Annotated in this window: 27 protein-coding genes; 13 read left to right on the top strand and 14 right to left on the bottom strand. The window is 71.0% G+C overall.

The features are described from left to right. Window positions 1-27: 27 nt before the first annotated feature. Complete coding sequence (locus tag ADL03_RS17895; RefSeq protein ID WP_053734616.1) at window positions 28-1,077, bottom strand: sensor histidine kinase; 1,050 nt, start codon at window positions 1,075-1,077, stop codon at window positions 28-30. Window positions 1,078-1,320: 243 nt separating this feature from the next. Here ADL03_RS17895 and ADL03_RS47125 point away from each other — a divergent pair, with 243 nt between their 5' ends. After that, a complete protein-coding gene (locus tag ADL03_RS47125) occupies window positions 1,321-1,707 on the top strand; it encodes a hypothetical protein (RefSeq protein ID WP_053734615.1) in 387 nt (128 codons plus the stop codon). Here ADL03_RS47125 and ADL03_RS17885 read toward each other — a convergent pair. Then, window positions 1,688-2,644, bottom strand: a complete 957-nt coding sequence (locus tag ADL03_RS17885; protein ID WP_053734614.1) for a hypothetical protein — start codon at window positions 2,642-2,644, stop codon at window positions 1,688-1,690. The genes ADL03_RS47125 and ADL03_RS17885 overlap by 20 nt on opposite strands. A gap of 195 nt (window positions 2,645-2,839) precedes the next feature. On the opposite strand from ADL03_RS17885, the gene ADL03_RS17880 reads away from it, so the two are divergent. Next, window positions 2,840-4,390 carry an ABC-F family ATP-binding cassette domain-containing protein gene (locus ADL03_RS17880; protein ID WP_053734613.1) on the top strand — a complete coding sequence of 517 codons (1,551 nt, stop codon included), beginning with the start codon at window positions 2,840-2,842 and terminating at the stop codon, window positions 4,388-4,390. On the opposite strand, the gene ADL03_RS17875 is transcribed toward ADL03_RS17880, so the two are convergent. Continuing rightward, window positions 4,366-4,767: a nuclear transport factor 2 family protein gene (locus ADL03_RS17875; protein ID WP_053734612.1), complete on the bottom strand. Its 402-nt coding sequence runs from the start codon at window positions 4,765-4,767 to the stop codon at window positions 4,366-4,368. The two genes, ADL03_RS17880 and ADL03_RS17875, sit on opposite strands and share 25 nt — an antisense overlap. 43 nt (window positions 4,768-4,810) lie before the next feature. On the opposite strand from ADL03_RS17875, the gene ADL03_RS45510 reads away from it, so the two are divergent. The 5 genes from ADL03_RS45510 (at window position 4,811) to ADL03_RS17850 (ending at window position 9,982) form a co-directional block, all read left to right on the top strand. Beyond that, window positions 4,811-5,269, top strand: a complete 459-nt coding sequence (locus ADL03_RS45510) for a MarR family winged helix-turn-helix transcriptional regulator (RefSeq protein ID WP_053734611.1) — start codon at window positions 4,811-4,813, stop codon at window positions 5,267-5,269. Between the two features lie 139 nt (window positions 5,270-5,408). Beyond that, entirely contained in the window at window positions 5,409-6,680 is a 1,272-nt protein-coding gene (locus tag ADL03_RS17865) for a glycosyltransferase 87 family protein (protein WP_053734610.1), read from the top strand. Next, window positions 6,589-7,587 (top strand): hypothetical protein, encoded by a 999-nt coding sequence (locus ADL03_RS17860; protein WP_053734609.1) that lies wholly within the window; start codon window positions 6,589-6,591, stop codon window positions 7,585-7,587. The genes ADL03_RS17865 and ADL03_RS17860 overlap by 92 nt, the downstream gene beginning before the upstream one ends. Before the next feature lie 45 nt (window positions 7,588-7,632). After that, window positions 7,633-8,424 (top strand): TIGR02452 family protein, encoded by a 792-nt coding sequence (locus ADL03_RS17855; RefSeq protein WP_053734608.1) that lies wholly within the window; start codon window positions 7,633-7,635, stop codon window positions 8,422-8,424. A gap of 178 nt (window positions 8,425-8,602) precedes the next feature. Beyond that, the gene (locus ADL03_RS17850) at window positions 8,603-9,982 is read left to right on the top strand and encodes a GMC family oxidoreductase (protein ID WP_053734607.1); all 1,380 of its coding nucleotides are present in this window, start codon (window positions 8,603-8,605) and stop codon (window positions 9,980-9,982) included. A gap of 144 nt (window positions 9,983-10,126) precedes the next feature. Here the strand turns inward: ADL03_RS17850 and ADL03_RS17845 are convergent, their stop codons facing one another. From ADL03_RS17845 to ADL03_RS17800, 10 genes are all read right to left on the bottom strand, one after another. Further along, complete coding sequence (locus tag ADL03_RS17845; RefSeq protein WP_053734606.1) at window positions 10,127-10,837, bottom strand: DsbA family protein; 711 nt, start codon at window positions 10,835-10,837, stop codon at window positions 10,127-10,129. Continuing rightward, window positions 10,827-12,239 (bottom strand): cytosine permease, encoded by a 1,413-nt coding sequence (locus ADL03_RS17840; protein WP_053734605.1) that lies wholly within the window; start codon window positions 12,237-12,239, stop codon window positions 10,827-10,829. The genes ADL03_RS17845 and ADL03_RS17840 overlap by 11 nt, the downstream gene beginning before the upstream one ends. Beyond that, on the bottom strand, window positions 12,236-12,553 hold the full coding sequence (locus ADL03_RS17835) for a Rieske 2Fe-2S domain-containing protein (RefSeq protein ID WP_063798623.1): 318 nt from the start codon (window positions 12,551-12,553) through the stop codon (window positions 12,236-12,238). The genes ADL03_RS17840 and ADL03_RS17835 overlap by 4 nt, the downstream gene beginning before the upstream one ends. After that, entirely contained in the window at window positions 12,550-13,365 is an 816-nt protein-coding gene (locus ADL03_RS17830) for an iron-containing redox enzyme family protein (protein WP_053734604.1), read from the bottom strand. Before ADL03_RS17830 ends, ADL03_RS17835 begins: the two co-directional genes overlap by 4 nt. Next, complete coding sequence (locus ADL03_RS17825; RefSeq protein WP_053734603.1) at window positions 13,362-14,150, bottom strand: dihydrodipicolinate synthase family protein; 789 nt, start codon at window positions 14,148-14,150, stop codon at window positions 13,362-13,364. Before ADL03_RS17825 ends, ADL03_RS17830 begins: the two co-directional genes overlap by 4 nt. A 6-nt stretch (window positions 14,151-14,156) precedes the next feature. Next, window positions 14,157-14,663 carry a DUF6190 family protein gene (locus ADL03_RS17820; protein WP_053734602.1) on the bottom strand — a complete coding sequence of 169 codons (507 nt, stop codon included), beginning with the start codon at window positions 14,661-14,663 and terminating at the stop codon, window positions 14,157-14,159. After that, window positions 14,653-15,804, bottom strand: a complete 1,152-nt coding sequence (locus ADL03_RS17815; RefSeq protein ID WP_157528861.1) for an aminotransferase class I/II-fold pyridoxal phosphate-dependent enzyme — start codon at window positions 15,802-15,804, stop codon at window positions 14,653-14,655. Before ADL03_RS17815 ends, ADL03_RS17820 begins: the two co-directional genes overlap by 11 nt. Before the next feature lie 280 nt (window positions 15,805-16,084). Further along, window positions 16,085-16,783, bottom strand: a complete 699-nt coding sequence (locus ADL03_RS17810) for a DsbA family protein (protein ID WP_053734600.1) — start codon at window positions 16,781-16,783, stop codon at window positions 16,085-16,087. After that, on the bottom strand, window positions 16,780-17,601 hold the full coding sequence (locus tag ADL03_RS17805) for an MBL fold metallo-hydrolase (RefSeq protein ID WP_197288422.1): 822 nt from the start codon (window positions 17,599-17,601) through the stop codon (window positions 16,780-16,782). The genes ADL03_RS17810 and ADL03_RS17805 overlap by 4 nt, the downstream gene beginning before the upstream one ends. 27 nt (window positions 17,602-17,628) lie before the next feature. Continuing rightward, window positions 17,629-18,621, bottom strand: coding sequence for a DMT family transporter (locus ADL03_RS17800; protein WP_053734599.1), 993 nt, complete (start codon window positions 18,619-18,621; stop codon window positions 17,629-17,631). A gap of 110 nt (window positions 18,622-18,731) precedes the next feature. On the opposite strand from ADL03_RS17800, the gene ADL03_RS17795 reads away from it, so the two are divergent. The 6 genes from ADL03_RS17795 to ADL03_RS17770 all read left to right on the top strand — a co-directional run bounded on the left by ADL03_RS17795 (window position 18,732) and on the right by ADL03_RS17770 (window position 23,851). Continuing rightward, window positions 18,732-19,346, top strand: a complete 615-nt coding sequence (locus ADL03_RS17795) for a TetR/AcrR family transcriptional regulator (protein ID WP_053734598.1) — start codon at window positions 18,732-18,734, stop codon at window positions 19,344-19,346. A gap of 143 nt (window positions 19,347-19,489) precedes the next feature. Continuing rightward, window positions 19,490-20,005 (top strand): YlcI/YnfO family protein, encoded by a 516-nt coding sequence (locus ADL03_RS17790; RefSeq protein ID WP_053734597.1) that lies wholly within the window; start codon window positions 19,490-19,492, stop codon window positions 20,003-20,005. 70 nt (window positions 20,006-20,075) lie between these two features. Beyond that, window positions 20,076-20,918: a DUF4097 family beta strand repeat-containing protein gene (locus ADL03_RS17785; protein WP_053734596.1), complete on the top strand. Its 843-nt coding sequence runs from the start codon at window positions 20,076-20,078 to the stop codon at window positions 20,916-20,918. A gap of 12 nt (window positions 20,919-20,930) precedes the next feature. Beyond that, the gene (locus tag ADL03_RS17780) at window positions 20,931-21,860 is read left to right on the top strand and encodes an ATP-binding cassette domain-containing protein (RefSeq protein WP_053734595.1); all 930 of its coding nucleotides are present in this window, start codon (window positions 20,931-20,933) and stop codon (window positions 21,858-21,860) included. Continuing rightward, on the top strand, window positions 21,857-22,639 hold the full coding sequence (locus ADL03_RS17775) for an ABC transporter permease (RefSeq protein ID WP_053734594.1): 783 nt from the start codon (window positions 21,857-21,859) through the stop codon (window positions 22,637-22,639). Before ADL03_RS17780 ends, ADL03_RS17775 begins: the two co-directional genes overlap by 4 nt. A gap of 15 nt (window positions 22,640-22,654) precedes the next feature. After that, a complete protein-coding gene (locus ADL03_RS17770; RefSeq protein WP_053734593.1) occupies window positions 22,655-23,851 on the top strand; it encodes a cytochrome P450 in 1,197 nt (398 codons plus the stop codon). A 48-nt stretch (window positions 23,852-23,899) separates the two neighbouring features. Here ADL03_RS17770 and ADL03_RS17765 read toward each other — a convergent pair whose 3' ends face one another. Then, the gene (locus ADL03_RS17765) at window positions 23,900-24,601 is read right to left on the bottom strand and encodes an SDR family NAD(P)-dependent oxidoreductase (protein ID WP_053734592.1); all 702 of its coding nucleotides are present in this window, start codon (window positions 24,599-24,601) and stop codon (window positions 23,900-23,902) included. Window positions 24,602-24,611: the final 10 nt, after the last annotated feature.

The raw sequence follows: 24,611 nt of genomic DNA, 5'->3' as shown, positions 1-24,611 counted from the left end.
GATGATCACCCGAGCGGCCCAGGCGGGTCAGCTCGGCACGAACGCCGGCAGGACCGCGTCGACCTCGTAGCCGCCGTCGGAGGTGGGCCCCGCGGTCAGGGTGCCGCCGACCATCTCCACGCGGCCGCGCAGTCCCAGCAGACCGGTGCCGGGGCTGGTCAGCGCGTCCGGGAGCGCGGGCGGGGCGGTGTTGCGGATGATCGCGCGCACGGTGTTCGGACCACTGTGGACGGTGATGGTGGTCTCGGCGCCGGGGGCGTGCTTGTGGACGTTGGTCAGTGACTCCTGGACCACGCGGTACATGGTGCGGCGGACGGCGGGGGAGACGGTGTCGGCGTCGCCGTGCTCGGTGAGGGTGACGGTGAGACCGGTGGCGGCGACCAGGCTGGAGAGCTCGTCGGGCAGGACGTCGGGGATGCGGGCGGTGCGGCCCGCGCGCAGGACGCCGACCATGTCGCGCAGCTCCGCCAACGCCTTGAGGCCGGCGGCGCGGAGGTCTTCCGCGGCTTTGCGGACCTCGGCGGTCTGGGCGGCCACGCGCAGGGCTCCCGCGTGCAGCACCACCAGGTTCAGGCGGTGGGTGACGACGTCGTGCATCTCGGCGGCCAGGCGGGCGCGTTCGTCGGCGCGGGCCCGTTCGGTGAGCAGGGCGTGGTCGGCGAGCAGCGCGTGCTCGGCCTGGGTCCGCAGCAGGCGGCGGGTGCTCAGGTGCAGGCCGGTCAGCGCGGCGATGGTGATGAGCGCGGGGGTGGTGAGGTCAGCCGACCAGGTGCCGATCGACCAGCCCACGGGCAGCGCGGCGGCGAACCAGCGGTGGCGGGCGTGGGCGGCGACCGAGAACGCGGTCGCGAAGCTCGCGTAGGTCGGGGTGAGCAGGGACAGGAAAGCGATTGCCACGGCCGTCCGCAACGGGTGCTTGCGGCGCCACCACAGCGTGGCGGCGCAGAGCAGGTGGATCGCGAGGTAGCACGCGGCCGGTGCGGTCACCAGGTGGGGCGGCGCGGGCGGGGTGAGCTCGCGCCAGGCGCCCAGGGCTGCCACGAGCAGCATCAGTGCCAGGTCGCCCGCCGGTTTCACCTTCCTGACGATACTGCGCGGAAGTGGCCTGGATCACCTACGTCAGCAGGCTGTGGACCCTACTTTCGCAGGTGGCGAAAGAGGCTGTTTCCGCCTGTCGGACACCGTTGTCCGGCAGGCGGTGCGAAGTCCTGTGTGGACCTCAGCGGATCGTCCGCGCGAGGCCCGGAGGTGAGCGTGCCGTCCGGATTACGCTGGACCGCGCTACGACCTCGGGTCGGCGACTGTTCGGGGAACGGGGACATGAGGAATCTGCTGGTCTTGATCGCTGGTTTCACCACCCTGTCGGCGATGTACACGCCGTGGTCGCTCTGGGGCGACATCGAGTTCAGGCTGGTCGACCTGCCGTTCTGGTACGGCTACCCCGTCCTCGTCCTGGTGATGGTCCTGGCGGCGCGGTGGAGCCGCGTGGCGGCGGCGGTGTCCGGGGCGGTGACGCTCGCGGTGGCGGTCGCGCTGTACCTCCAGTACGACAACGCCGAGGTGCTGTTCCCCGGCGGCCCGGTGCCGGCGGTGGTGCCCGCGCCAGGGCCGGGCGGGACGATGGCGGTGGTCGGTGTGCTCGCCTTCTGGGTGCTGCTCGCCCTGCGACGAGCGGCACCGGCGGGTGCTACAGACCGCCCTCGCTGAGCCGCTTGCGGTAGCCGCGCGCGCCCTCGGAGCCGACGTTCTCGTGGTGGTCGATGCCGGAGGGGTTGGTCTGCACGTGGTAGTACGTGGCGCCCCACAGGTTCCCGGCGACCGAGTCGTCGAAGTGGATGAGGTTTCCGTACCTGTACCCCTTCTGGTACGGGGTGAGGCGGGTGGTGCGGATCGAGTACTCGGTGGCGATGACCGGCTTGCCCGGCCACTTCGCGGCGGCGCGGGAGAGGGTCTCGGCGTAGGTCAGCTCGTTCCAGTCGCCCTGGCGGGTGAAGCTGCCGTCGTCGGGGTTGCTGTAGAAGTGCACGCCCACGAAGTCGCACTTGGCGACGGCGTTGACGAAGTTCGGGTTGCCGTACCAGGTGTCGGGGTTGGTGCCCTTGTTCGGCGAGAGGGCGGTGCCGCAGATCTTGGCGCCGGGGAAGGTCTCGCGGATGCGGTCGATCGTGACGCCGAGGTTGTAGCCGTAGACCCACGGGTCGGTGACGCGGATGTTCGGTTCGTTGCCGAGTTCGATGATGCACCTGTCGGCGCCGGAGCGGAGGCGCTTGTACTCGAACCAGCGGGAGTCGCGGATCTCGGCGACGGCCTGGTTGGGGTCGATGACCTTGTCCGTGTCGCCGGTGGTGGTGCGGGCGATGAGGAAGTTCGTCGCGCCGCAGGCGGTCCACACGTGGTCGGGAAAACCGGCCCACGGGCCTGATCCGGGCATGCCCCAGCCGGTGACGACCTTCGCGAGGTTGGCGCCCTGGTTGGTGATCGCGTCGAGCCACGTCTGGTAGCCGTCGGTCAGCAGGGGGCCGTGGGCGCGGTAGAACGGTGCCGCCGCTGCCTGTCCCGGCACGGACGCCAGGCCCGCGGCGGCGAGCGCGCCCGCCGCCAGTTTGCCCACCGCACGGCGGCTGTACTGCTTCTCGCCGGCCATCGCCGGTCTCCCTTCGTCGAGGTACGCGGTGCAGCCAACAGCCGGCGGGTATGAGGACCGGTATGCGAGCGGTATGCGGGTTGCGCTCTCGTACGGTGTATGGGAAGGTCGTCCGGTGATCCTCTGACACCGCTTCCAGCACGCGTCCGCGGCCGATGCCCGGCGTGCACACCCTTTTCATCCGGGGGAGCAGGTATGTCAGGTCAGTTGACGTTGCGGCACATCAGCAAGAGCTTCGCGCACCGGCGGGTCCTCCAGGACGTCTCGCTCACGGTGCGGCCGGGTGAGAAGGTCGGCGTCGTCGGCGAGAACGGGTCGGGCAAGTCGACGTTGCTGCGGCTGGTCGCCGGGGTGGAGGTCCCGGACGACGGCGAGGTCACCGTGGTGGCAAACGGGATCGGTCACCTCGGGCAGGTGCTCGACCTGCCTGACGGCGCGACGGTCGGTGACGCGGTCGACGCCGCGCTGGCCGACCTCCGGTCGCTGGAGCGGCGGCTCGTGGCCGCGGCCGAGGAGCAGCGGCTCGGCGAGTACGGCGACCTGCTCACGGCGTTCGAGCTGCGCGGCGGGTATGCGGCGGACGCGCGGGTCGAGGCGGCCAGGTCGGCGCTCGGCATCGGCGGGATCGGCCGGGACCGCCGGCTCGGCACGCTGTCCGGCGGTCAACGGGCGCGGCTCGCGCTGGCCGGTGTGCTGTCGGCGGAGCCGGAGCTGTTGCTGCTGGACGAACCGACCAACCACCTCGACGAGGACGCGTTGCGGTGGCTGGAGAACCGGCTCCTGGCGCACCGCGGCACGGTGGTCGTGGCGACGCACGACCGGCTGCTGCTGGAACGGGTGGCGACCGCGATCGTCGAGGTCGACGGTGACCGGCGGACCATCGCCCGCTACGGCAACGGGTACGCGGGCTACCTCGCCGAGCGGAAGGCGGCCCGGCAGCGGTGGGAGCAGGCCTACGCGCGGTGGACCGGCGAGATCGGCCACTGGACCGAGTGGCGTGGCACGACCGCGCACCGGGTCGCACCGGGCCGGCCGATCCCCGACCACAACAAGTGCAAGTACAACGGCGACGGGCGGCGCGTGCAGGCGTCGGTGCGGACGCGGGTGCGCAGTGCCTCCGAACGGCTGGAGCGACTGCGTGCCGACCCGGTGCCGCGGCCGCCGGAACCGTTGCGCCTCACCGCTCCGCTCGACGCGGCGGTGCGCGAGGGCGTGGTGCTGGAACTGGCGGGCGTCGAGGTCGGGCAGCGGCTGCCGCCGACCGGGCTGACCGTCGAGGCGGGACAGCGGCTGCTGGTGACCGGTCCGAACGGCGCGGGCAAGTCGACGTTGCTCGCCGTGCTGGCCGGGGTGCTGGAGCCGGACCGCGGCACGGTCGCACGGCACGGCGCCGTCGGCTACCTGCCGCAGGAAACCGTGGTCACGCGACCACGGCAGCCGGTGCTGGCGGCGTTCGGCGGCAGCGCGGAACGGCTGGCGGCGCTGGGGTTGTTCCGGGAGGCCGACTTCGCGACGCCGGTGGGTGCGCTGTCGGTCGGGCAACAGCGCAGGCTCGCGCTCGCCAGGCTGTTGCGCACGGAATCGGACGTGCTGCTGCTCGACGAACCGACGAACCACCTGTCGCTCGCGCTGGTGGAGGAGCTGGAGGCGGCGCTCGCCGACTACCCCGGCGCCGTGGTCGTGGCCTCGCACGACCGGATGCTGCGGCAGCGGTGGAACGGTTACGAGCTCGGCATGGGCTCGTAGCAGTCGAACGTCTCGATCGAGGTGATCAGGCCGTCGGCGGTCTCGACGAACTGCGCGATGTGCGCGACCAGCTCGTCGCCGGCGCGGTAGGGGCCGGTGTCCCGGGCGATCACACCCGTCCAGGTCAGGCGGAGGATCGCCGTGGCGCCGGCCTCGACCGCGGCGTGCACGTCGTACTTCTGGCCGGCCAGCAACCCCGCGCCGGCAACGGATGCCGCGAGCATCTCGGCCAGGGCCAGGCGGCCTCCGGTGGGCCGCACGAGGTTCGGGTGCTCGACGGTCACGGCGTCGGGTGCGAAGTACCGGCGCAGCTCGTCGCCGGAGCGACCGGCTTCGAGCGCGCGGTGCAGGGACAAGGCGATAGCGGTGGGCGTCATAAGCACAACCATAGTTGTACAATCTTGGTTGTACAATGGCCGGGTGATCGATCCGTACGACATCGACCTGCCCACCCTCGCCTGGCTCGCCGGCAGCTCCGCGAACCGGGCGGTCCTCGCCGAGCTGCACGAGCTCGGTCACGAAGGCGTGCGGAACTCCCACGGGTACGTCGTGCAGCACCTCGTCGCGGGCAGCCCGACCGTCGGCGAGCTGGCCGAGGCGCTCGGCGTCACCCAGCAGGCCGCGTCGAAGCACGTGCTGGAGCTGGAACGGCTCGGGTACGTCACCCGCGTGCCCGACCCCGCCGACAGCCGGGTGCGCCGGGCGTCGCTCACCGCGGACGGACGGCGGCTCGTCGAGGACAGCCGCCGGGTCCGGGCCCGGCTCGACGAGCGGTTGCGGGCCACGAAGGCGGCCAAGGAGGCGTTGGTGCGCCTGCTCGACCTGACCGGCGGCATCGAGAACGTGCGACACCGCCGGGTCGGGCTGCCGGGCGACTAGCGCGCGGACCTCGGCCGAACGGCTGACCCGGCGCGAGGTTGCCGTCTGAACGGCCGGTGTTTCCCGGCCCGCCGACCGATCCGGTGCTGGCCGGGCCACCGGCATCGTCGTCCACATCGGACGGCGAGAGGTGCTGGCAGTGCTGGATCAGGCGGTTCCGCGGCTGATGGCGTCGCGTCTGGCGCGGACCGATCTCCGCTGGGTGTGGGCGGTCGTCGTGGCCGGGCTGCTGGTGTGGGTGTGCGTGCGCAGCTTCCACGGCGGGGCGCTGGACCTGCGGGTCTACCTCACCGGCGGGGAGGTGCTGCGGTCGGGCGACGGCCTCTACCGGCCGGACTTCCCCGGCCCGGACGGCCTGCCGTTCACCTACCCGCCGTTCGCCGCGGCGCTGTTCAGCGTGCTGTCGCCGGTGCCGCTGGCGGTCGCCGCGGTGGTGTGGACGGCGGCCGGGATCGTGCTGTTCACGCTCGCGTGCCGGGTGGCGGCGAGCCGGGTGAGCACGGTGCCGCAGGCCGGGTTCGGGCTGGCCGCGGTGTGTCTGCTGCTGGAGCCGGTGCGCGGCGGGACGGACCTGGGGCAGATCAACCTGGTCCTGCTCGGGCTGGTCGTGCTGGACTGCCTGCTGCCGCGCACGCCGTGGCCGCGCGGGCTGCTGGTCGGCATCGCCGCCGCGGTCAAGCTGACGCCCGCGATCTTCGTGCTGTTCTTCCTGTGCCGCGGGCGGTGGCGGGCCGCGGTGACGGCGGTGGCGGCGTTCGCGGGGTGCGGGGCGCTCGGCTGGGTGCTGGCGCCGGTGGAGTCGCGGGAGTTCTGGTTCGCCGCGGTGTTCGACCCGCACCGCGTCGGCGGGCTCGCCTACACCGCCAACCAGTCGTTGCGCGGGCTGCTGGTCCGGTTGCAGGCGCCCGAGGCGGTGTGGATCGTGCTCTGCCTGGCCGTGCTCGCGGTGCTGGTGCTGGTGGTGTCCCGGCTGGAGGACGACCTGACGGCGCTGGTCGCGGTCGCCGTGGCCGGGCTGCTGGTCTCGCCGGTGTCCTGGTCGCACCACTGGGCGTGGGTCGCGGTGGCGCTGCCGGTGCTGTCCGGCCCGGTCCGGGTCGCGGTCGTGGCGGTGTTCGCGATCGGCCCGCACTGGTACCTGCCGAAACTGGGGGACCGCGAGCTGGAGTGGACGTGGTGGCAGCACCTGGTCGGCAACGCCTACGTCTGGCTGGGACTGGCGTTCCTCGGGTGGTGTTGGATGCGATCACGCAAACTTGCGCGTACGCAAGAATGGCGACTACTCTCGGCGGCGTCGACCGACGAAGAGGAGCACGGCCATGCGGGGCAGGGGAATCGCGTACAGCACGGGGTTCGTGGTCAAGGGGGAGAACTCGCTGCCGGAGCTCGACCCGGAGGCGGTGCGGCGTGACCTGACGGTCATCCGCGACGAGCTGCACTGCACCGCCGTCCACCTGGTCGGGGGCGATCCGGAGCGCCTGGAGCAGGCCGCGCGGGCCGCCGCCGGGCTGGGGCTGGAGGTGTGGTTCTCGCCGTACCCGCTGGAGCTGACGCCCGCGGAGATCTCGGCGCTCTTCCTGGACTGCGCGCGGCGGGCGGAACGGGTGCGCGCGGACGGCGCCGAGGTGGTGTTCGTGGCCGGGGCCGAGCTGAGCATCATGAACAGCGGTTTCACGCCGGGCAGTGACGTCTTGGACCGCGTGGGGCAGCTGCTGGGGAACCCCGCGCGGATGGCCGAGGCGGCCGCACGGCTCAACGAGTTCCTCGCGGAGGCGGTCACGGCGGTGCGCGCGGAGTTCCACGGCCGGGTCACCTACGCGGCCATCCCGTTCGAGCGGGTCGACTGGGAGCTGTTCGACATCGTGTCGCTGGAGCTCATCCGGTCCGCCGAGGTCGCCGATCGCTACGTCGAGGGCGTGCGTTCCGTGGTGGCGCAGGGGAAACCGGTGGCGATCACCGGGTTCGGCACGGCGGCGTGGCGCGGGTCGGGTGCGGTCGCGCCGCGCAGCATGGAGATCGTCGAGCACGACGCGGGCGGGCGGCCGGTCGGGATCAAGGACGGCTACGTCCGCGACGAGGCCGAGCAGGCGGCGTACCTGCGCGACCTGCTCGCGATCTTCGAGGCGGAGGGCGTGGACAGCGCGTTCGTGTACCTGTTCGCGCTCAACGACTTCACGCACCGGCCCGACGACCCGCGACGGGACCTCGACATGGCGAGCCCCGGGATCGTGAAGGTCTTCGAGGACGGGTCGTGGGCGCCGAAGGAGGCGTTCGCGGCGGTCGCCGAGCACTACGCCCGGACCGCGGCCCCGGCCTGAAACTCGCTTGGCCGCGGCGAACCGCACGCCCACAATCGGCTCATCATGAGCACGAGGCTGAAGGCGATCGCCCGCGAGACGGTGGCGATCGTGGAACGCGGTTCCTACCGCACCGCAACGGGAACGGTCACGTTCGACGTCACCCCGGCGGTGACCGGAACCCGGTTGTACACCCCCGACGACGTCCTGGAGCTGCCCGAACAGGGCGAGCTCCCGCGCGTCGACGTGACCGACGAGTCCACGCTGGCGGCGACGCGGCGGCTGGGTGGGGACGTCGCGGCGCTGGTGTTCGCCTCCGCCCGCAACCCCGGCGGCGGTTTCCTGAACGGCGCGCAGGCACAGGAGGAGAGCGTCGCACGGGCGTCGGCGCTCCACGCCTGCCTGCTCGCGGCGGGTGACTTCTACGCCCACCACCGCGCCCACGACGACCTGGGCTACAGCGACCGGGTCATCCACTCGCCGGGCGTGCCGGTGTTCCGCGACGACTGGGGAGAGCTGCTGCCCGCCGCCTACCCGGTGTCGTTCCTCACCGCGGCGGCGCCGAACCTCGGCGCGATCCGGCGCAACCAGCCGGAACGCGCCGCCGCCGTGCCCGGCCAGCTGCGCCGGCGCGCCACCCGCGTGCTCCAGGTCGCGGCCGCTCACGGGCATCGGCGGCTCGTGCTGGGCGCGTGGGGCTGCGGTGTCTTCGCGAACGACCCCACGACCGTCGCGCAGGCGTTCCACGGCGCGTTGCGGGACTGCCGGTTCTTCGACCACGTGGTGTTCGCCGTGCTCGACCGGCAGCGGGACACCCCGACGCTGGCCGCGTTCACCAGCGTCTTCGCCGCGCGCTGAGCACGCGGGGAACTTCCCGAAGATCAGTGTGAACCGCCGCGGCCTCCCATCCGTGTAGGTGGCGTCGGGCCGCGAAGCCGGCCTCTGGACGAACCTCAGGGAGCAAGCCGATGCCGGCCACCACGTTGGCTCTACTCGCCATGCCCTTTTCCGCTGCCGAGCAGGGCGGGGCGCGGCGATGACCGATTACGACTTCGTCGTCGTGGGCGGCGGCACGGCCGGATGCGTGCTGGCCGCCCGGCTGTCGGAGAACCGCGCGCACACGGTCCTGCTCCTCGAAGCCGGCCACCACGACACCCCCGCCGCGCCCACGGCCCACGTCCGCGCGCACCGCTCCAGCTACGACGCGTGGGAACGGGCCGGTGCGACCGGCTGGAACTTCCAGAACCTGTTACCCCACCTCAAACGCGCCGAGAACGCCGCGGGCACGGACCCGCGCTGGCGTGGCCACGACGGCCCGGTGGTGGTGGCGCCGGCACCCGCGGCCGAGCCCGGTTCGTTCTACGACGCCTGCTACCGCGCGGCCGAGGAGGCCGGTGCGCCGTTCACCGCGGACGGCAACGGCCGGGTGGCCGAGGGGGTGGCCCGCACCGAGCTGAACCTCGTCGGGTTCACGCCGCAGAGCGCGTACGCCGCCTACCTGAAACCGTTGCGCCGCAGCAACCTCACCGTGCTGACCGGCGCACGGGCCCGGCAGCTGCTGTTCGCCGGCCGCCGCTGCACCGGCGTCGAGTACGTCGTGGACGGACGGCCGCGCATCGCGTTCGCTTCGCGCGAGGTCCTGCTCACGGCCGGTGCGGTCGGCTCGGCGCAGTTGCTGCTGCTGTCCGGCGTCGGACCGGCGGAGAGGTTGCGGCGCCTGGGCATCGACGTCGTGCGGGACCTGCCGGGCGTCGGCGAGAACCTCCAGGACCACCCCTTCGCGTACGTCACGTTCACCGCGCGGATGTCCGCCGACGACGGCCGGGTGCCCGACACCCCGCAGGTGCTGCTGCGCAGCGACCCGATCGAGGACCCGGACCTGCGGCTGGTGTTCACGCACTTCCCGCTGCCGCACGGCGAACCCGAGCACGGCTACTCGGTGCTGTTCTCGCTGCAACGCCCGCACAGCCGCGGATCGGTGCGGCTGACGAGCGCCGACCCGCACGAACCGGCGCTGGTCGATCCCGGCCACTACCGCGACCCGCGCGACCTCGGCCTCATGGTGACCGCGTTGCGCCGGGCCCGTGCGATGGGCGGGGCGCCCGCGCTGGCCCGGTGGCGGGCCGGCGAGTCCGCACCCGGCGCGGGACTGACGTCCGACGCCGAGCTGCGGGCCTACCTGCGCCGGGCGACCGGCACGTTCCTGCACTTCGCCGGCACCTGCGCGATCGGCAGCGTGGTCGACCCCGCGTTGCGTGTGCGCGGCGTGGACGGGCTGCGGGTTGCCGACGCGTCCGTGATGCCCACGATCGTCGCCGCCAACCCCAGTGCGTCCGTGCTCGCGATCGCCGAGCGCGCCGCGGCGATCGTGGCGCACGAGCTGGCGGCCGAGCACGTGGTGCGTGCGACCGCTTAGAGCCCGCCGGTGCTGGTGCGGCCGCGATCGTGGCGCACGAGTCGGCTGGCGAGCACGCGGCTGGCGGGCGACACGCACCAGGACCTGTCCCGTGATACCGCGCCCGGTCGCGACGGCCGCGCTGCCGCCGCGACCGGGCGCGAGTCAGGCGGCCGTCGACAACCCGGCCGCGCGGTCCAGCAGGTCGGTGTAGACCGACGGGTCGTCGGCGTCGATCACCGGGAACCCGACGCCGAACCCGCCGTTGACCCAGCGGGTGCGGATGCCGGGATTCGCCAGGTTCGTGCCGTCGTGCAGGAACACGTGCGGGCTGCAGTTCACCCGGCCGTCCTTCGCGGCGGCGTACTGGCTCATCACGGCCGAGCGCGCGCGTCCGTCGTCGAGGGCTTCCGCCAGCGAGTCGACGTCCACGGCACCGGTCGACGCGGCGACGTCCAGGATCTCGTGGCGCAGGGAGATGCAGCGTCCCTCCGCCCAGAAAGCCCGGCGCAGCGCCAGGTCCAGCTGTTCGGAAGCGTGCCAGCCCTGTTGTTTGGCCGCCTGCACGGCCTCCAGCGGCGGCAGCATCGTGACCGGGTAGGTCCAGTCGGGACCCTGCCACAGCCGCCAGCCCGCGTCCGGTTCCAGCGCGCCGATCACCGCGACCTCGGAGTCGACGCCGGGTCGTTCGTTGACGGTGCGGTTGAACAGCTCCAGCGGGAACGCCCGGTGGTCGAACCAGATCCGGCCCTCCAGCCCGAGCCGGCGTCGCGCCTCGTGCAGGCGGTACACGGCGAGGTGGGCGAAGGAGCAGTTGAGGTCGGTGAACACCGTGATCGTGTCGTGGCTCAGCGGGAGCCTGGGGTCAGTCGGCATGCGCGAGAACCCTTTCCGGGAACAAGCGGCACAACAGCTCGTACAGCAGGACCGCGGTGACGAACGGGACCACCGCGCTCAGGTCGATCCCACCCGCCAGCCCGGCCAGCGGGCCGGTGTACAGGGTGTTGCCGACGAACGACAGTCCCAGCAGGACGGACGGCACGAACGCGCCGACCGCGCGGAGGTTGAACCCGCCGGTGTACCAGTAGCGGCCCTGGCCGGTGGAGGTGAACGCGAGCAGGTCCGCGGCCGAGTAGCGGCCACCGTGCTGCCGGTAGCCCACCAGCATGATCGCGGCCCACGGCGCCACGAACACGAGCAGCACCAGCACGAACGCCGAGATCGAGTCGATCGCGTCGTACACCACCGCGCCGACGTACAGCGCGCTGACGCCGACCACGGACACCAGGACCGTCGCCACCGGCCGGGAGAGCCGCCAGAAGATCGACTGCGCCGACAACCCGGCCGCGTAGATGCACAGGCCACCCTGCGGCAGGGTGCCCGCGAGCCCGTAGGCCACCACGACGACCGCGAACCACGCCGGCACCACACCGGCCACGCCGATGATCCACGGCGTGCCGGGATCGGTCAGCAGCGTGGTGACGAACGCGCCGACGCCGAGCGCGACCGCGTTGCTCAGGTACATCGCGGACCCGTTCCACCACACGGCGGACCGGTCGCTCACGGACCTGGGCAGGTAGCGGCTGTAGTCGCCCTGGAAGGTCGAGTACGAGATCGGCACCGTCGCGCTGAACGTGACCGCGAGCAGCCACGTCCTGGTGAAGTCGCCGAGCGCGTACGCACCGCCCGCGTAGCCGGGGTCGAACTTCGGCAGCAGCACCACGACGAGCCCCAGCAGCACCGCGGCACCGATGATCGTCATCACCCGGTAGGTGGCCAGCAGCACGGCGTGGCCGTACACCGCGACGAGCACCACGACCACCGCCACGACCGGTGCGACCACGGCGAGCGCCGCGCCGTCCGCCGGCGTGCCGAGCAACCGCTGGCCCGCGAAGAGGATCGCCGTCGCGCCGGTCCACACGGCGATCGAGAAGAACCCGATCGCCGCGCAGACCGTGATGACGTTGCCGATGACCCGCCCGCGCACGCCGAAGTGCGCGCCGCTCGACACCGGGTCGTTGGCGCCGGTGGCCTTGCCGAACCGGACCAGCGGCGCGACCACCGCCGTGCCGATCAGCAGCCCGATCAGCAACGAGCTGATGCTCGCCCACCAGCCGAGCCCGAACGCCACCGGCACCGAGCCGAGCACGACCGTGCCGAGAGAGAACTGCGCGGAGTTCCAGATCCAGAAGAACTCCTGCGGCGACGACGTCCGCTCCTCGTCCGGGACGACGTCCACACCTCGTGTCTCCACCGCGACCTTCTGCGGAGTGCTCATCGGGCCTCCTCCGCCGCGGCCAGCAGTGCGCGGGCGGTGTCGGCGTCCGGCACCTCGGCACCGTCGGCCAGCGATGCCACCACGAGCTCACGGCACGGCGGCCCCGTGACCTGCCTGCCGGTGGTGAGGTCGAACGAGGAGAGGTGCAGCGGGCAGGTGATCCGCAGGGTGCGGCCGTTGACGTAGCCGTATCGCAGCCGGCCCCTGCGGTGCGGGCACTCGGACTCCGTGAGGATCCGCCTGCCCGCCACCTCCACCAGGATCAGGTCGTCGGCGAGCTGGCGCACCACCGGTTCGGCGGCGGGGGTGCTCATGCCGCCCTCGCCCGGTCGATCGCGGCCGCGGTCGCCTCGGCCACGACCCCGCTGGTGAGCGTGACGCCCGTCCACACCTTCGCGAGGTCGACCGGCCGCTCGTCGGCGAGCGCCTTGACCGCCCCCTGCATCTGCTTGCTGTGGAAGGCGTCGATGTACAGGTGCTCGTCGTAGTACTTGCGGTTCACGACACCCAGCCGCTCGCACGCCTGCGCGTAGCACCGGAACGCGTACAGCACGCTCGACTCGAAGTAGGTGTACGCGCCGAGGAAGTACTCCGGCGCGGGCGCCCGTTCGGCCAGCCAGTGGAACAGGTTGACGTAGGCGAAGCTCTCCTCGCCGGCCCGTTCCACGTACCAGTCGAGATCGACCGGCATGCCCAGCTCGGTGACGAGCTTGCCGTACAACGCCGAGTGCTCCTGCTCGTCGTTGCCGCAGCCGAACTCGTCGATCAGCACGCGCAGCACGGCCATCCGCGCCTTGTGCGGCAGCCGCGGCAGGATCCCGAGGTGCGACTGGGACTCCACGAGCCCGTCGACCGCGAACTCCCGCACCACCACGCGGAACTGGTCGAGCGTGGCCTCTTCGGCGAGGAACCGCTCGTGCTCGGACGGACCGGCGGCCTCCTCCTCCTTGAGGAACGCCTCGATCGCGTCCATCAGGTCGCGGCGGTCGGAGAACGCCGGTGCGGCGGCCTCCAGCTCGGCGGCCTTGGGCACCACCCAGCGGCTTTCGATGTCGAGCAGGTCGGCGTAGGCGTCCGCGCCGAGGACCGAGCGGTTGTGCACGTAGAGCCGCCGCTGCTCGCTCATGTGCCCACCACCCGGTCTGTCTTGATGATCCCGCGCTCGCGCAGGGCCGTCTTGACGTGGCGGTACCAGTCGTCCTCGAACACGCCGTACTGCTCGCACAGCGCGTTGATCTCGTCCTGGCGCTCCTGGGTGGGATCGGCGAGCATCTCCGTGCACACCTTCGGTTCCAGGTTGGCGAGCGGCCCGATGAACCCCGCCACGCCCCGCGCCTCGAGCAGCAGGTTCTCCCAGCCCTCGAACACCGGCAGGCCGGGGCACTCGGCGACCAGCTCGCGGGTCAGCTCCGCGGACCCACTGGACTCCTTGACGCCGACGACGTTCGGCAGCTGCGTGCAGACGCGCCGCAGCGTGGCGGGCTCGATGCTGTTGCCGGACACGGCTTTCTCGTTGTACAGGAAGAGACCGACGTCGAGCGCCTCGGAGACCTCCCGGTAGTGCTGGAAGATCTCGTCCTGGCTGATGTCCGCGCGGAACGGCGTCGTGACCACGACGGCCGACACGCCCAGCCGTTCGGCGAGCCGCGAGCGCTCGACGACCGACCCGGTGTCCGGCAGCTGCACGCCGGCCAGCACCGGCAACCCGCCCGAGTGCTCCACGACGGTGCTCACCATGTCGGTCCACTGCCGCGTGTCGAGCAGCCAGCCTTCGCCGGAGCTCAACGTGGGCATCAGCCCGGAGACGTTGCCGCGCACCGACTCCACCAGCCGCGCGACGCTCTCGCGGCACACCTGCCCGCTGTCGTCCAGCGGCGTCACCAGCGGCACGATCGTTCCGGAGTAAGCCATTCGTCCTCACACCCTCTCCGGAGCGACCCGCAGGGCCAGCGAGTCGGCGTAGAGCCGTTCCAGCGGTTCAGGGAAGTCCACCGCGGAGTCCTGCGCGGTGTTGAGCACCGACACGACCGCGGCGGGCAGGTCGGTGCGGCCGGTGAGCCGGCTGCTGGCCGTGTGCACCACGGCGCCGAGCCGCGTCGCCATGGCCAGCAGCAGCCGTTCGTGCCAGGGCAGGTCGGGCGGCCACGCCGTGTCGAGCGCGAACTTCAGGTCCGTCTCCTCGTAACCGATGCGGTCGATCCGCATGTCCGTGTGGAGGACGTCCATGAACGGGTAGTAAGCGTCCTGCTCCGCTCGCGGGTAGGACCACACCAGGTTGTCGCAGAACCCCACATGTTCCAGGCTCATCGAGACCCGGCCCGTCAGCCGCTGCGCGAAGAAGCTCTTGCAGCGGCCGCGGACCGTGTCGTCGGTGCTGTGCATGCCCATGAACAGCGAGGCGTCGATCATCGCCTCAGCGCTCATCGGACAGCAGCACCTCCCGCATCTTGCGCGCGGCGCCGGCGAAGTGCTCCGGCTGCCGGGCCAGGGCGATGCGGACGTACCGCTCGCCGCGGCTGGGCTCGTTCCAGTAGAAGAACGTGCCGGGCAGCACGTAGACCTCGTGCTCCAGCATCGTGGCCTGCAGCTGGGTGGCGGTCACCTGCTCGGCCTCGATGCGGAACCAGGCGACGCTGGTGTCCACGACCGGCTCGACGTAGGACAGGATCGTGCCGTCGAGCGCCTCTCGGATGGTGGCGCGGTTCTCGCTGATCACGTCGCGCACCGACGCGAAGTCGTCCGCGATGGAGTCCTCCACGTACTGGGTGAGGACGTTGAGCACGAACGGCGAGACGTTGAGCAGCACCGCCGTGTGGATGTTGTAGACCTCTTCGCGGATGTTCTCGCTGACCGTGATCATCGCGCACTTGGCGTCCTGCACCGGCCAGGTCTTGCCGGTGTCCTCGATCGCCATGTACGTGACGCCCGAGTCCTCCAGCAGCTGGTAGACGTCGAAGCGGTCCATGCCCTGGTCGCACAGCGCGAAGGAGGCGAAGCAGAAGTCGATGACGAGCAGCTTGTCGTGGTCGACGCAGTAGCGGACGACCTCCTCGAAGCCGCTGCGGCCGTCCTTGAGCAGCGTGAAACCGGTCGGGTTGTTCGGGTCGACCAGGTAGATCGCGTCGGTCTCGACGACCTTGAGGTTCTCGTAGATCGAGCCGACGTCGTGCAGCGTTTCCTCGGCGAGCGGACGGGTGTCCACCCGCATGCACTTCAGCAGGTCCACCAGGTTGTCGAAGCACGGTTCGACCAAAGAGACGGACATGTTGCGCTGCATCATGTACATGGCCGCGACCATGGTCGAGACGCTGGCCGAGTAGGAAAGCCAGGTCTTTCCCATCGACGCTGCGGTGGGCTGTTTGTGCAGCCGGAAGAAAGCCTCGATGAACTTCTGCTCGAAGTGGGCCTGCTGGTCGCGTTCCGCCTCGTACCACAGGTCAGGTAGCCGGGAAACGATCTTGTCCTGGCTCGGTGACTGGTACTGGTGCGTGTGCGCGTCAGCCAGGTTGAACCTTGTTCGGAGAGCCAGCAGTTCGTGCTGTGTGAGGTCGACGAAATCTTCCACAGCATTGTTGTTACTCACAGTAATTCCCCCGAGGAATTGTTGTGGGTTGGTTCGCGAACTCCCCAGCCGCGATGGGCCAAAGCTAGCTGAATGGCCCGAGAATCGGTGTAACAGAACGGTAACGGCGATATTTCTGCAAAGTTGCCTATAGTCTTTATGACCCGCTTTTCCGGGAACGCCGAAATGGCGCGACCCCGAAAGGGGTGCGCCAGGCCGGTTTCTGGTGTTCTGCTTGGTATTTAGCGGAGGATGGTTAAGTTTTTTCCGGGGTGGGCAGCGGTCAGGCCGCGGAACGCTTCAGCAGTTCCTCGTAAACGGTCGCGTCGTCGGCTTCCACGACCGGCCAGCCGACGCCATAGCCGCCCTCCCAGCGCACCTGGATGCCCGGGTTGGCGTGGTCGGTGCCGTCGGGCAGGAACAGGTGCGGGCTGCAGTTCACGACGTCCGTGGCCGCGATGGCGGCCTGGTCGGCCAGCGTGCGCCGGGCCCTGCCGTCGTCGAGCGCCTCGACCAGCTCCGCCACGTCGACCGCACCCGTGCTCTCGGCGCAGTCCACGATCACCCCGCGGTTGCTGATGTTTCGTGACTGCGCCCAGAAAGCCTTGCGCAGCGCCAGGTCCAGCTGCTCGGAGGCGTGCAGGCTCTGCAGCTTCGCCGCCTGCACGGCTTCGAGCGCGGGCAGGACGGTCGACGGGTACAGCCAGTCCTGCACCTGCCACAGCTGCCAGCCGGCGCCGGGTTCCTGCGCCGCCATCCGGCCGACCTCGCTGTCGGTGCCCGATCGCGGGCTGGACGCGTTGTTCAGCAGCTCCAACGGAAACGCGCGCAGGTCGAACTGGACGCGGTCCTCCAGGCCGAGGCGTTCCCGCGTGGTGTGCAGGCGGTGGATCGCGATGTGGGCGAAGGAGCACCAGATGTCGGAGAACACGACGATGGTGCCCTGCTCCGGCGTCAGGTCTGCTTTGCTGGCGGTGGTCACTGCGAGCTCCTCTGCTGTTCTGCTTCGTACTGGGCGAGCACCGACTCGACCTCGACGTCCTCGTCGGGCAGCCACGGCTCCATCGACGGCACCGCGCGCACCGTCTCCAGCAGCCGTTCGGTGCGGTCGGTGGCCGTCGGGCCGTGCGAGCTGAGGATCCGGCGCGGCCGCAGCCGGCCGAGGTCGTCGAGGTTGCGGTCCCACTTGGCCTGGTCGACCAGCGCCGTCCACGGGGCGTTGGCCCGCGTGAAGAGCGCCATGCCGTCCAGATAGTCGTTCTCCTTGGCGTCCACGGCGTCGTCGACGAGCTCCGGCAGGATCGTGCCGAAGCTGTCCGCGCTGAAGAACGCCTCCTCCCGGTGCTCGTAGACGGCGAGCGTGGAGGGCGAGTCGTAGGAGGGCGGCCGCAGCAACGTGATCCTGCGGTCGCCCAGGTCGAGCGTCCGGCCGGGGTTGACCGTGCGCACCCGGTTCGGTGGCACGTCCCACTCCTCGCCCAGGCGCGCGACCGCGAGGCCGTTGGTGAGCAGCATGGCGTTCGGTGCCGCCATGAGGACTTCCTTGAGGTTCCCGGCGTGGTCGCGGTCGTCGTGGGTGAGCACGATCCACCGCAGGTCCACCGGATCGACCAAAGACCACAGCGACTCCAGGAAGTCGCTGCGGTCGATGCCCATGCCGGTGTCGACGAGAACGGGTTCCCTGGCGCGGATCAGGTGCGCGTTGACGGGCAGCAGGCCCGCGCCGGGGATGGGTAACCAGGACGGGAGGGTGAAGATGTCGGGAGCTGCGCGGTAGGGCTTGCGCATGTTCGGCGGCACGGGATTTCCCCCCAAGGGCTCGGCGGGTCAGGTGAGTTGGACGAGCGCGGACCCCACGACCAGAAGCGCGAGTCCGGTGATGCGAACCGAGGTGAACGGCCGGCGCGGCATCTGAAACAGGCCGCGGCTGTCGATCAGCGCGGAGGCCAGCTGCTGGCCGGTGACGGTGAGCGCGACCGTGGTGGCGGCGCCGATCTCCGGGATGAGCATGAACGTCGCGGTGACGTAGGCCGCGGCACAGGCACCGCCGAGCCAGCCCCACCACGGCATCGTCCGCAGCGGCGCGAGCTTCGGCGCCGGGGTGCGGTTGAGCGCGCGCATGACGAGCAGCACCACGGCGATGGCGAGCGTGGCCACGATGAAGCTGATCATCGCGACGGTGATCGGTGCCTTGAGGTCGGCGCGCAGCTTGGCGTTGACCGCGCCCTGGATCGGCAGGACCGCGCCCGCGACGATGCCGAGGACGATCCAGCCGGCCTGCTTCACGCCGGTGCCGGTCGCGGCCTTGGTGGCGGTCGCGGTGCCACCACCGGCCGGTGCGGCGGCGGGAGCGGGTGCGACGGCCTTCTGGGCCTTGAGCTGACCGCGGATGATCACGGTGATGCCGGCCAGCACGGCGATGGCGCCGACCGCGATGCCGATGGTGAGCGGCTGCCGCGGCACGCCGAACAGCCCGAACAGGTCCAGCGCGAGCGAGGCGAACATCTGGCCGGTGACGAAGAGCCCGACAGCGGCCAGTGCGCCCAGTCGTGGGAACAGCAGGATGCCGCTGGTGATGTAGAGCGGGCTCGCCAGGCCACCGAGCAGGTGCCACGGCTCGACGTCGGGCACGAGGCCGACGGCCCCGATCGTGCCCACCGCGACGGCGAGGACCGCGAGCAGTGCGGTGGCCACGCTGAGCTGCAGCGTCGAGGCGCCGTACGGCGTTCCGACCGCCTTGTTCAGCTGAAGGTTCACCGACGCCTGCACCGCGAGCAGACACCCGACCAGCAGCGCTGCCGCCAAGAGTGCGAAGTACACGGGACTACCCCCAACCTGCATAAGTGGACAGCGTGTCCATATGTCGTGGTCAGCCTAAGGGGGAAGTGGACGCGCTGTCCACTTCCTCGTGGTGCGCGTAGGATCCGGGTATGGCCATCAGGGGCGGACAGGGTGAGTCCCTGCTCGCGGTGACGACCGGGCAGCCGGAGGTCAGGGAGCGCGTCGACGCCGCGCGCAACCGTGCGCGCGTGCTCGCGGCCGCGGAACAGGTGTTCGCGGCCAAGGACGCGCGCCAGGTCACGATGGAGGACATCGCCCGTGCGGCCGGCGTGGGCAGAGCGACGCTGTACCGGCGTTATCCCGACCCGGCGTCGATCGCCGCGGCACTGCTGGACGAGCACGAACGGCAACTGCAGGAGCAGTTGCTGCGCGGTGAGCCACCGCTCGGGCCGGGCGCGACGCCGTCCGACCGGCTCGCGGCGTTCTACGGCGCGATGACCGCGTTGCTGGATCGGCACCTGCACCTCGTGCTGGGGGCCGAGGTCGGTGACGCCAGGTTCGGCACGGGTGCCTACGGGTTCTGGCGGATGCACGTGCGGGCGTTGCTGGTCGAGGCGGGCGTGCGGGAGCCGGACGGCCTGATCGAGGTGCTGCTCGCCCCGCTGGCACCGGAGGTCTACCAGGAGCAGCGCCGCCGTGGCGTCACCCAGGAGCAGGTCGCGGACTCGCTGACGTGGCTGAGCCGCCGCCTGCTCACGCCGTGAGCCACGCTGAGCCATCGCGAGTCACCGTGTCTCATCCTTCTGACCTGCGCTGATCTGCTCACGGCGTGATATCTGAGCCATGATGATGCCAAACTGAGCCAAGAAGGCTTGTAGATGGCACCACCGTGTGCCATAGTGGTGCCATGGATCTGACGCCGTATGTGGCTTCCCTCGGCCGCGAACTGCTGACCGCCGCCGAGCTGGGCGGTGGCGAGGACAGCGCGCTGGTCGAGCGGTTGACCGTGTCGATGGAGTCGGCGATCCGGCTGGCGCTGCTCGAAGCGCTCTCCGCCGCGGCCGACGAGATCACCGCGGACCTGGCACCGGACTCGGTGCAGGTGCTGCTGCGGGGCCGTGACCCCAAGTTCGTCGTGAACCGCCGGCCGGTCGAGCCGCAGCCAGCCGAGGCCGCGCCGGAACCGGCACCCGCCGAGGACCCGTCCGGCTACGAGGACGGCGCCACCGTGCGCATCAACGTCCGCCTGCCCGAACAGCTCAAGGCCGCGATCGACGAGGCCGCCGCCAAGGAGGGCCGCTCGGTCAACGCGTGGCTGGTCCGCGCCGCGACCGCGCAGCTGGCTCCCAAGCGCGAGACCGCCGCCGAGTCGTGGCTCGGCGGCGTCGCCCAGTCACAGCGGTTCACCGGCTGGGTCCGCTGACCCTGCCCCGTTCCACTTCACGTCTCTGACCTGCGGAGACGGTTTTCCGACACCTTCTGAGGGGACAGCCATGCCTTCTTACGACACGCCAGGGCCGATTTCGGTGCTGCTCGACATCTACGCGGGCCACGTCGAGGTGAGGGCGAGCGACCGCACGACCACCTCGGTCGAGGTGCGGCCCTCCGACCCGCGCGACAACTCCGACGTCGAGGCCGCGCAGAAGACCCGCGTCGACTTCGCCGACGGCACGCTGACCGTCCGCGGCCAGAAGCGGACGTTCGACTTCTCCAAGAAGACCAGGAGCGTCGACGTGGTCATCGAGCTCCCGACCGGTTCGAAGGCCGACCTCGACGTGACCGCGGGCGGCATCCGCACCACCGGTGTCCTCGGGGAGACCGCGGCCGACATGTCCGCGGGGCACGTCCACCTCGACCGGACCGGCCCGCTGAAGGTCGACACCGGCGCCGGCCAGATCACCGTCGGCGCGGCCGACGGCAACGCCGACGTCAAGTCCGGCAGCGGCAGCATCCGCGTCGGCACGGTCTCCGGGTCGCTGACGGTCAAGAACTCCAACGGCAACACCGAGATCGGCACGGTCGGGGGCGAGCTGCGGGCCCGTGCGGCCAACGGCGACATCACCGCCGAGCGCGTGGGCGCGTTGCTGGACGCCAAGACCGCCATGGGTTCCATCACCGTCGGCGCAGTCGTCCGCGACGCCGCCACGCTCAGCACCGCCATGGGCAGCATCGAGCTCGGCATCGCCGCGGGCACCGCCGCGTGGCTCGACGTCAAGACCGGGTTCGGCCGCGTCACGAACACGCTCGACGGCAGCGACGGCCCCGGCAACTCCACCGAGACCGTCAAGGTCACCGCCAACACGTCGTTCGGCGACATCACGATCCGCCGGGCCTGAGGAGCAATCCCGATGAACGCGATCAAGGCAACCGGCCTGCGCCGCTCGTACGGTGACACCGAGGTGCTCAAGGGCGTGGACCTGACCGTCGCGCGCGGCACCGTCTTCTCGTTGCTCGGCGCGAACGGCGCCGGCAAGACCACCACGGTCAAGATCCTCTCCACGTTGATCCGCGCCGACGGCGGCAGCGCTTCCGTTGCCGGGCACGACGTCGCGGCCGACCCGGACGCCGTGCGCGCCGCCATCGGCGTGACCGGCCAGTTCTCGGCCGTCGACAACCTGATGACGGGCAGGGAGAACCTGAAGCTGATGGCCGACCTGCACCACCTCGGCAAGGCCGACGGCAGGCGCAGGGCCGAGCAGCTGCTGGAGCAGTTCGACCTCCTCGACGCGGCGGACCGGTCGGCGTCGACCTACTCCGGCGGCATGCGGCGCCGGCTCGACCTCGCGATGACGCTGGTGGGCTCGCCGCAGGTGATCTTCCTGGACGAGCCGACCACCGGGCTGGACCCGCGCAGCCGCCGCGCCATGTGGCAGATCGTGCGGGAGCTGGTGGCCTCCGGCGTCACGATCTTCCTCACCACCCAGTACCTGGAGGAGGCCGACGAGCTCGCCGACCGGATCGCGGTGCTCGACCAGGGCCGGGTCGTCGCGGAGGGCACCGCCGACGAGCTCAAGCGGCGCATCCCCGGCGGCCACGTCCTGCTGCAGTTCACCGATCCGCGGCACCTGGAGTCCGCCCAGCGGCTCGTCGGCGACGCCTCCCGCGACGGGCTGGCCCTGCGCGTGCCCAGCGACGGCAGCGTCGGCGCGCTCAAGGCGTTGCTCGACCGGCTGGACGACAACGCCGTCCCGGTCGACTCGCTCAGCATGCACACCCCCGACCTCGACGACGTCTTCCTCGCCCTCACCGGCAACCCCGACAAGGTGGCCCAGCGATGACCCACGCACTGACCGACTCGGCGACGATGGTGCGCCGCAACCTCAAGCGGATGGTCCGCTACCCGTCGATGACGTTCCAGCTGCTGATCATGCCGGTCGTCTTCCTGCTGCTGTTCGTCTACGTCTTCGGCGGCACGCTCGGCGCCGGCCTCGGCGGGCCGTCCGGCGGCCGCGCGGAGTACCTGAGCTACGTCACGCCGACGATCATCCTGATGTCGATCACCGCCGCGGTGCAGGGCACCACCATCTCGATCGCGATGGACATGACCGAGGGCATCGTCGACCGCTTCCGCACCATGAGGATCGCACGGGTGTCCGTCCTCACCGGACACGTCGTCGGCAGCCTCGTGCAGACCGTGCTCGCCATGACGTTCGTCTTCGGTGTCGCGGTGGCCATCGGGTTCCGGCCGCAGGCGAGCGTCACCGACTGGTTCGCGCTGGCCGGGTTGCTGGTGGGCATGGCGTTCGCGCTCATCTGGTTCTCCGCCGCGCTGGGCCTCGCCAGCAAGTCCGTCGAGTCGTCGAGCAACGTCGGCCTGCCGTTGATCCTGCTCCCGTTCTTCGGCAACGGTTTCGTGCCCACCGACTCGATGCCGGCCGTGCTGCGCTGGTTCGCCGAGTACCAGCCCTTCACCCCGTTCATCGACGCGCTGCGCGGCCTGCTGATGGGCACGCCGATCGGCAACAGCGGCTGGATCGCGCTGGGCTGGTGCGTCGTCATCGGCACCGGCGGCTACCTGTGGTCCAAAAAGCTCTTCAACCGCGAATCCACCCGCTGACAAGGAGAACCGACCATGTTGCACGGCCTTCCCACCGACCGCGACGTCACCCCGTTCGTCCCGCCCAGCGCCATCACGGCGGTGCGGTCGACCCGTCCGGTCAGCCCGATGCTCTTCCCCGACGGCCACGAGGGGTGGCTGGTCACCGGCTACGAGGCCGTCCGGCAGGCGCTCGCGGACACCAGGTTCAGCTCGCGGCAGGACCTCGGCATCCTGCACGTGCCGTACCCCACGCCCGGCATGCCGGAGCAGACCGAACCGTCCCCGCAGGAGCCGGGCATGTTCCTCAGCATGGACCCACCGGACCACACCCGCTTACGCCGCAAGCTCACCGGCGCGTTCACCGTGCGGCGGATGAAGGCGCTCGAAGAGGGCATCGTCGCGATCACCGAACGGCAGCTCGACGCGCTCGCCCAGCTCACCCCGCCGGTCGACCTGGTCGCCGAGTTCGCGCTTCCCGTGCCGTCACTGGTGATCTGCGAGCTGCTCGGCGTCCCGTACGCCGACCGCGAGACGTTCCAGAAGAACTCGTCGAAGTTCATGGAACGGGACGTGACGCTGGAGGACAAGATCGCGGCCTACACGGCGATCTACACCTACCTGTCCGAGCTCATCACGGCGAAGCGCGCCGACCCTGCCGACGACCTGCTGTCGGACCTGGCCCGCGACGAGGAGCTGAGCGTCCCGGAACTGGTCGGCATGGCGTTCCTGCTGCTGCTCGCCGGTCACGAGACGACGGCGAACATGCTGGCGCTGGGCACGTTCGCGCTGCTGGAGCACCCGGACCAGCTGGCGGCGCTGCGGTCTGAGCCGGAGCTCGTCCCCGGCGCCGTCGAGGAGCTGCTGCGCTACCTGGCCGTCGCCGACGTCTTCTTCCGCTACGCGGCCGAGGACATCGAGTTCCACGGCGAGACGATCCCGAAGGGGTCGACGGTGATCCTGTCGCTGCTGGCGGGCAACCACGACCCGGCGCGGTTCGCCGGCGCGGACCGGCTGGACGTGCACCGCAACGCCCGCGGGCACCTGGCGTTCGGGCACGGCATCCACCAGTGCCTCGGCCAGCAGTTGGCCCGCATCGAGATGCGCGCCGGGTTCGAGGGGCTGCTGCGCCGGTTCCCGGCACTGCGGCTGGCCGTTCCCGCGAACGAGGTCCGGCTCCGCACGGACATGAACATCTACGGCGTGCACGCCCTGCCGGTCACCTGGGCGTGAACCGCGGCCGGGTGCGCCATGGGCACCCGGCCGGCGGCCTGGAGCAGGTCAGGCGGTGAACCCGCCGTCCGCGTTGATGGAGGCACCGGTGACGTACGCACCGGCGTCCCCCGCCAGCGCCACCACCACCTCGGCGATCTCCGCCGCCTCCCCGTAGCGCCCCAGCGCGGTCAGCCCGCGGATCGTGTCCGCCATCGGCCCGTCCGCCGGGTTCATGTCCGTGTCCGTCGGACCGGGGTTGACGATGTTCGCGGTGATGCCCCGCGGCCCGAGCTCACGCGCAAGGCCCTTCGTCATCCCGATGAGCGCGGTCTTGCTCGCCGAGTACAACGCGAAACCGGGGAACGGCGCGTACACCGCGACGTTGCTGCCGATGCTGATGATCCGGCCACCGTCGTGCATGTGCCGTGCCGCCGCACGTGCCGCGAGGAAGGGCGCACGCACGTTCACCGCCATGGTGTGGTCGAACTCGTCGGGGCCGATCTCGTCCAACGGTCCCACGTGGAACACGCCGGCGTTGTTCACGAGCACGTCGAGCCGGCCGAACTCCGCGGCGGCCGAGTCGACCGCCGCGACCACCGCGTCCGGGTCGGCGCTGTCCGCCCGGTACGCGATCCCGGTGTCGGGCTTGGTGTTCTGGTAGGTGACCGCCACCCGCGCACCCAGCGCGGTGAGCCTGGCGGCCACGGCCGCCCCGATCCCGCGGCTGCCGCCGGTGACCAGAGCCGCTTTGCCTTCGAGTGATCCCATGCGGCAAAGA

This window comes from Nocardia sp. NRRL S-836 (assembly GCF_001279525.1).
In the GTDB taxonomy this organism is placed as follows: domain Bacteria; phylum Actinomycetota; class Actinomycetes; order Mycobacteriales; family Pseudonocardiaceae; genus Lentzea.
Note: the sequence above shows the minus strand (reverse complement) of the source record. Positions and strands in the feature narration are given on the sequence as shown.

Excerpts from the sequence above, each read along its gene's own strand:
- ADL03_RS47125 (WP_053734615.1), top strand. The coding sequence starts at position 1,321 with ATGAGGAATCTGCTGGTCTTGATCGCTGGTTTCACCACCCTGTCGGCG.
- ADL03_RS17885 (WP_053734614.1), bottom strand. The coding sequence starts at position 2,644 with ATGGCCGGCGAGAAGCAGTACAGCCGCCGTGCGGTGGGCAAACTGGCG.
- ADL03_RS17880 (WP_053734613.1), top strand. The coding sequence starts at position 2,840 with ATGTCAGGTCAGTTGACGTTGCGGCACATCAGCAAGAGCTTCGCGCAC.
- ADL03_RS17875 (WP_053734612.1), bottom strand. The coding sequence starts at position 4,767 with ATGACGCCCACCGCTATCGCCTTGTCCCTGCACCGCGCGCTCGAAGCC.
- ADL03_RS17860 (WP_053734609.1), top strand. The coding sequence starts at position 6,589 with ATGCGGGGCAGGGGAATCGCGTACAGCACGGGGTTCGTGGTCAAGGGG.
- ADL03_RS17855 (WP_053734608.1), top strand. The coding sequence starts at position 7,633 with ATGAGCACGAGGCTGAAGGCGATCGCCCGCGAGACGGTGGCGATCGTG.
- ADL03_RS17850 (WP_053734607.1), top strand. The coding sequence starts at position 8,603 with ATGACCGATTACGACTTCGTCGTCGTGGGCGGCGGCACGGCCGGATGC.
- ADL03_RS17845 (WP_053734606.1), bottom strand. The coding sequence starts at position 10,837 with ATGCCGACTGACCCCAGGCTCCCGCTGAGCCACGACACGATCACGGTG.
- ADL03_RS17840 (WP_053734605.1), bottom strand. The coding sequence starts at position 12,239 with ATGAGCACTCCGCAGAAGGTCGCGGTGGAGACACGAGGTGTGGACGTC.
- ADL03_RS17835 (WP_063798623.1), bottom strand. The coding sequence starts at position 12,553 with ATGAGCACCCCCGCCGCCGAACCGGTGGTGCGCCAGCTCGCCGACGAC.
- ADL03_RS17830 (WP_053734604.1), bottom strand. The coding sequence starts at position 13,365 with ATGAGCGAGCAGCGGCGGCTCTACGTGCACAACCGCTCGGTCCTCGGC.
- ADL03_RS17825 (WP_053734603.1), bottom strand. The coding sequence starts at position 14,150 with ATGGCTTACTCCGGAACGATCGTGCCGCTGGTGACGCCGCTGGACGAC.
- ADL03_RS17820 (WP_053734602.1), bottom strand. The coding sequence starts at position 14,663 with ATGAGCGCTGAGGCGATGATCGACGCCTCGCTGTTCATGGGCATGCAC.
- ADL03_RS17795 (WP_053734598.1), top strand. The coding sequence starts at position 18,732 with ATGGCCATCAGGGGCGGACAGGGTGAGTCCCTGCTCGCGGTGACGACC.
- ADL03_RS17790 (WP_053734597.1), top strand. The coding sequence starts at position 19,490 with ATGGATCTGACGCCGTATGTGGCTTCCCTCGGCCGCGAACTGCTGACC.
- ADL03_RS17785 (WP_053734596.1), top strand. The coding sequence starts at position 20,076 with ATGCCTTCTTACGACACGCCAGGGCCGATTTCGGTGCTGCTCGACATC.
- ADL03_RS17780 (WP_053734595.1), top strand. The coding sequence starts at position 20,931 with ATGAACGCGATCAAGGCAACCGGCCTGCGCCGCTCGTACGGTGACACC.
- ADL03_RS17775 (WP_053734594.1), top strand. The coding sequence starts at position 21,857 with ATGACCCACGCACTGACCGACTCGGCGACGATGGTGCGCCGCAACCTC.
- ADL03_RS17770 (WP_053734593.1), top strand. The coding sequence starts at position 22,655 with ATGTTGCACGGCCTTCCCACCGACCGCGACGTCACCCCGTTCGTCCCG.
- ADL03_RS17765 (WP_053734592.1), bottom strand. The coding sequence starts at position 24,601 with ATGGGATCACTCGAAGGCAAAGCGGCTCTGGTCACCGGCGGCAGCCGC.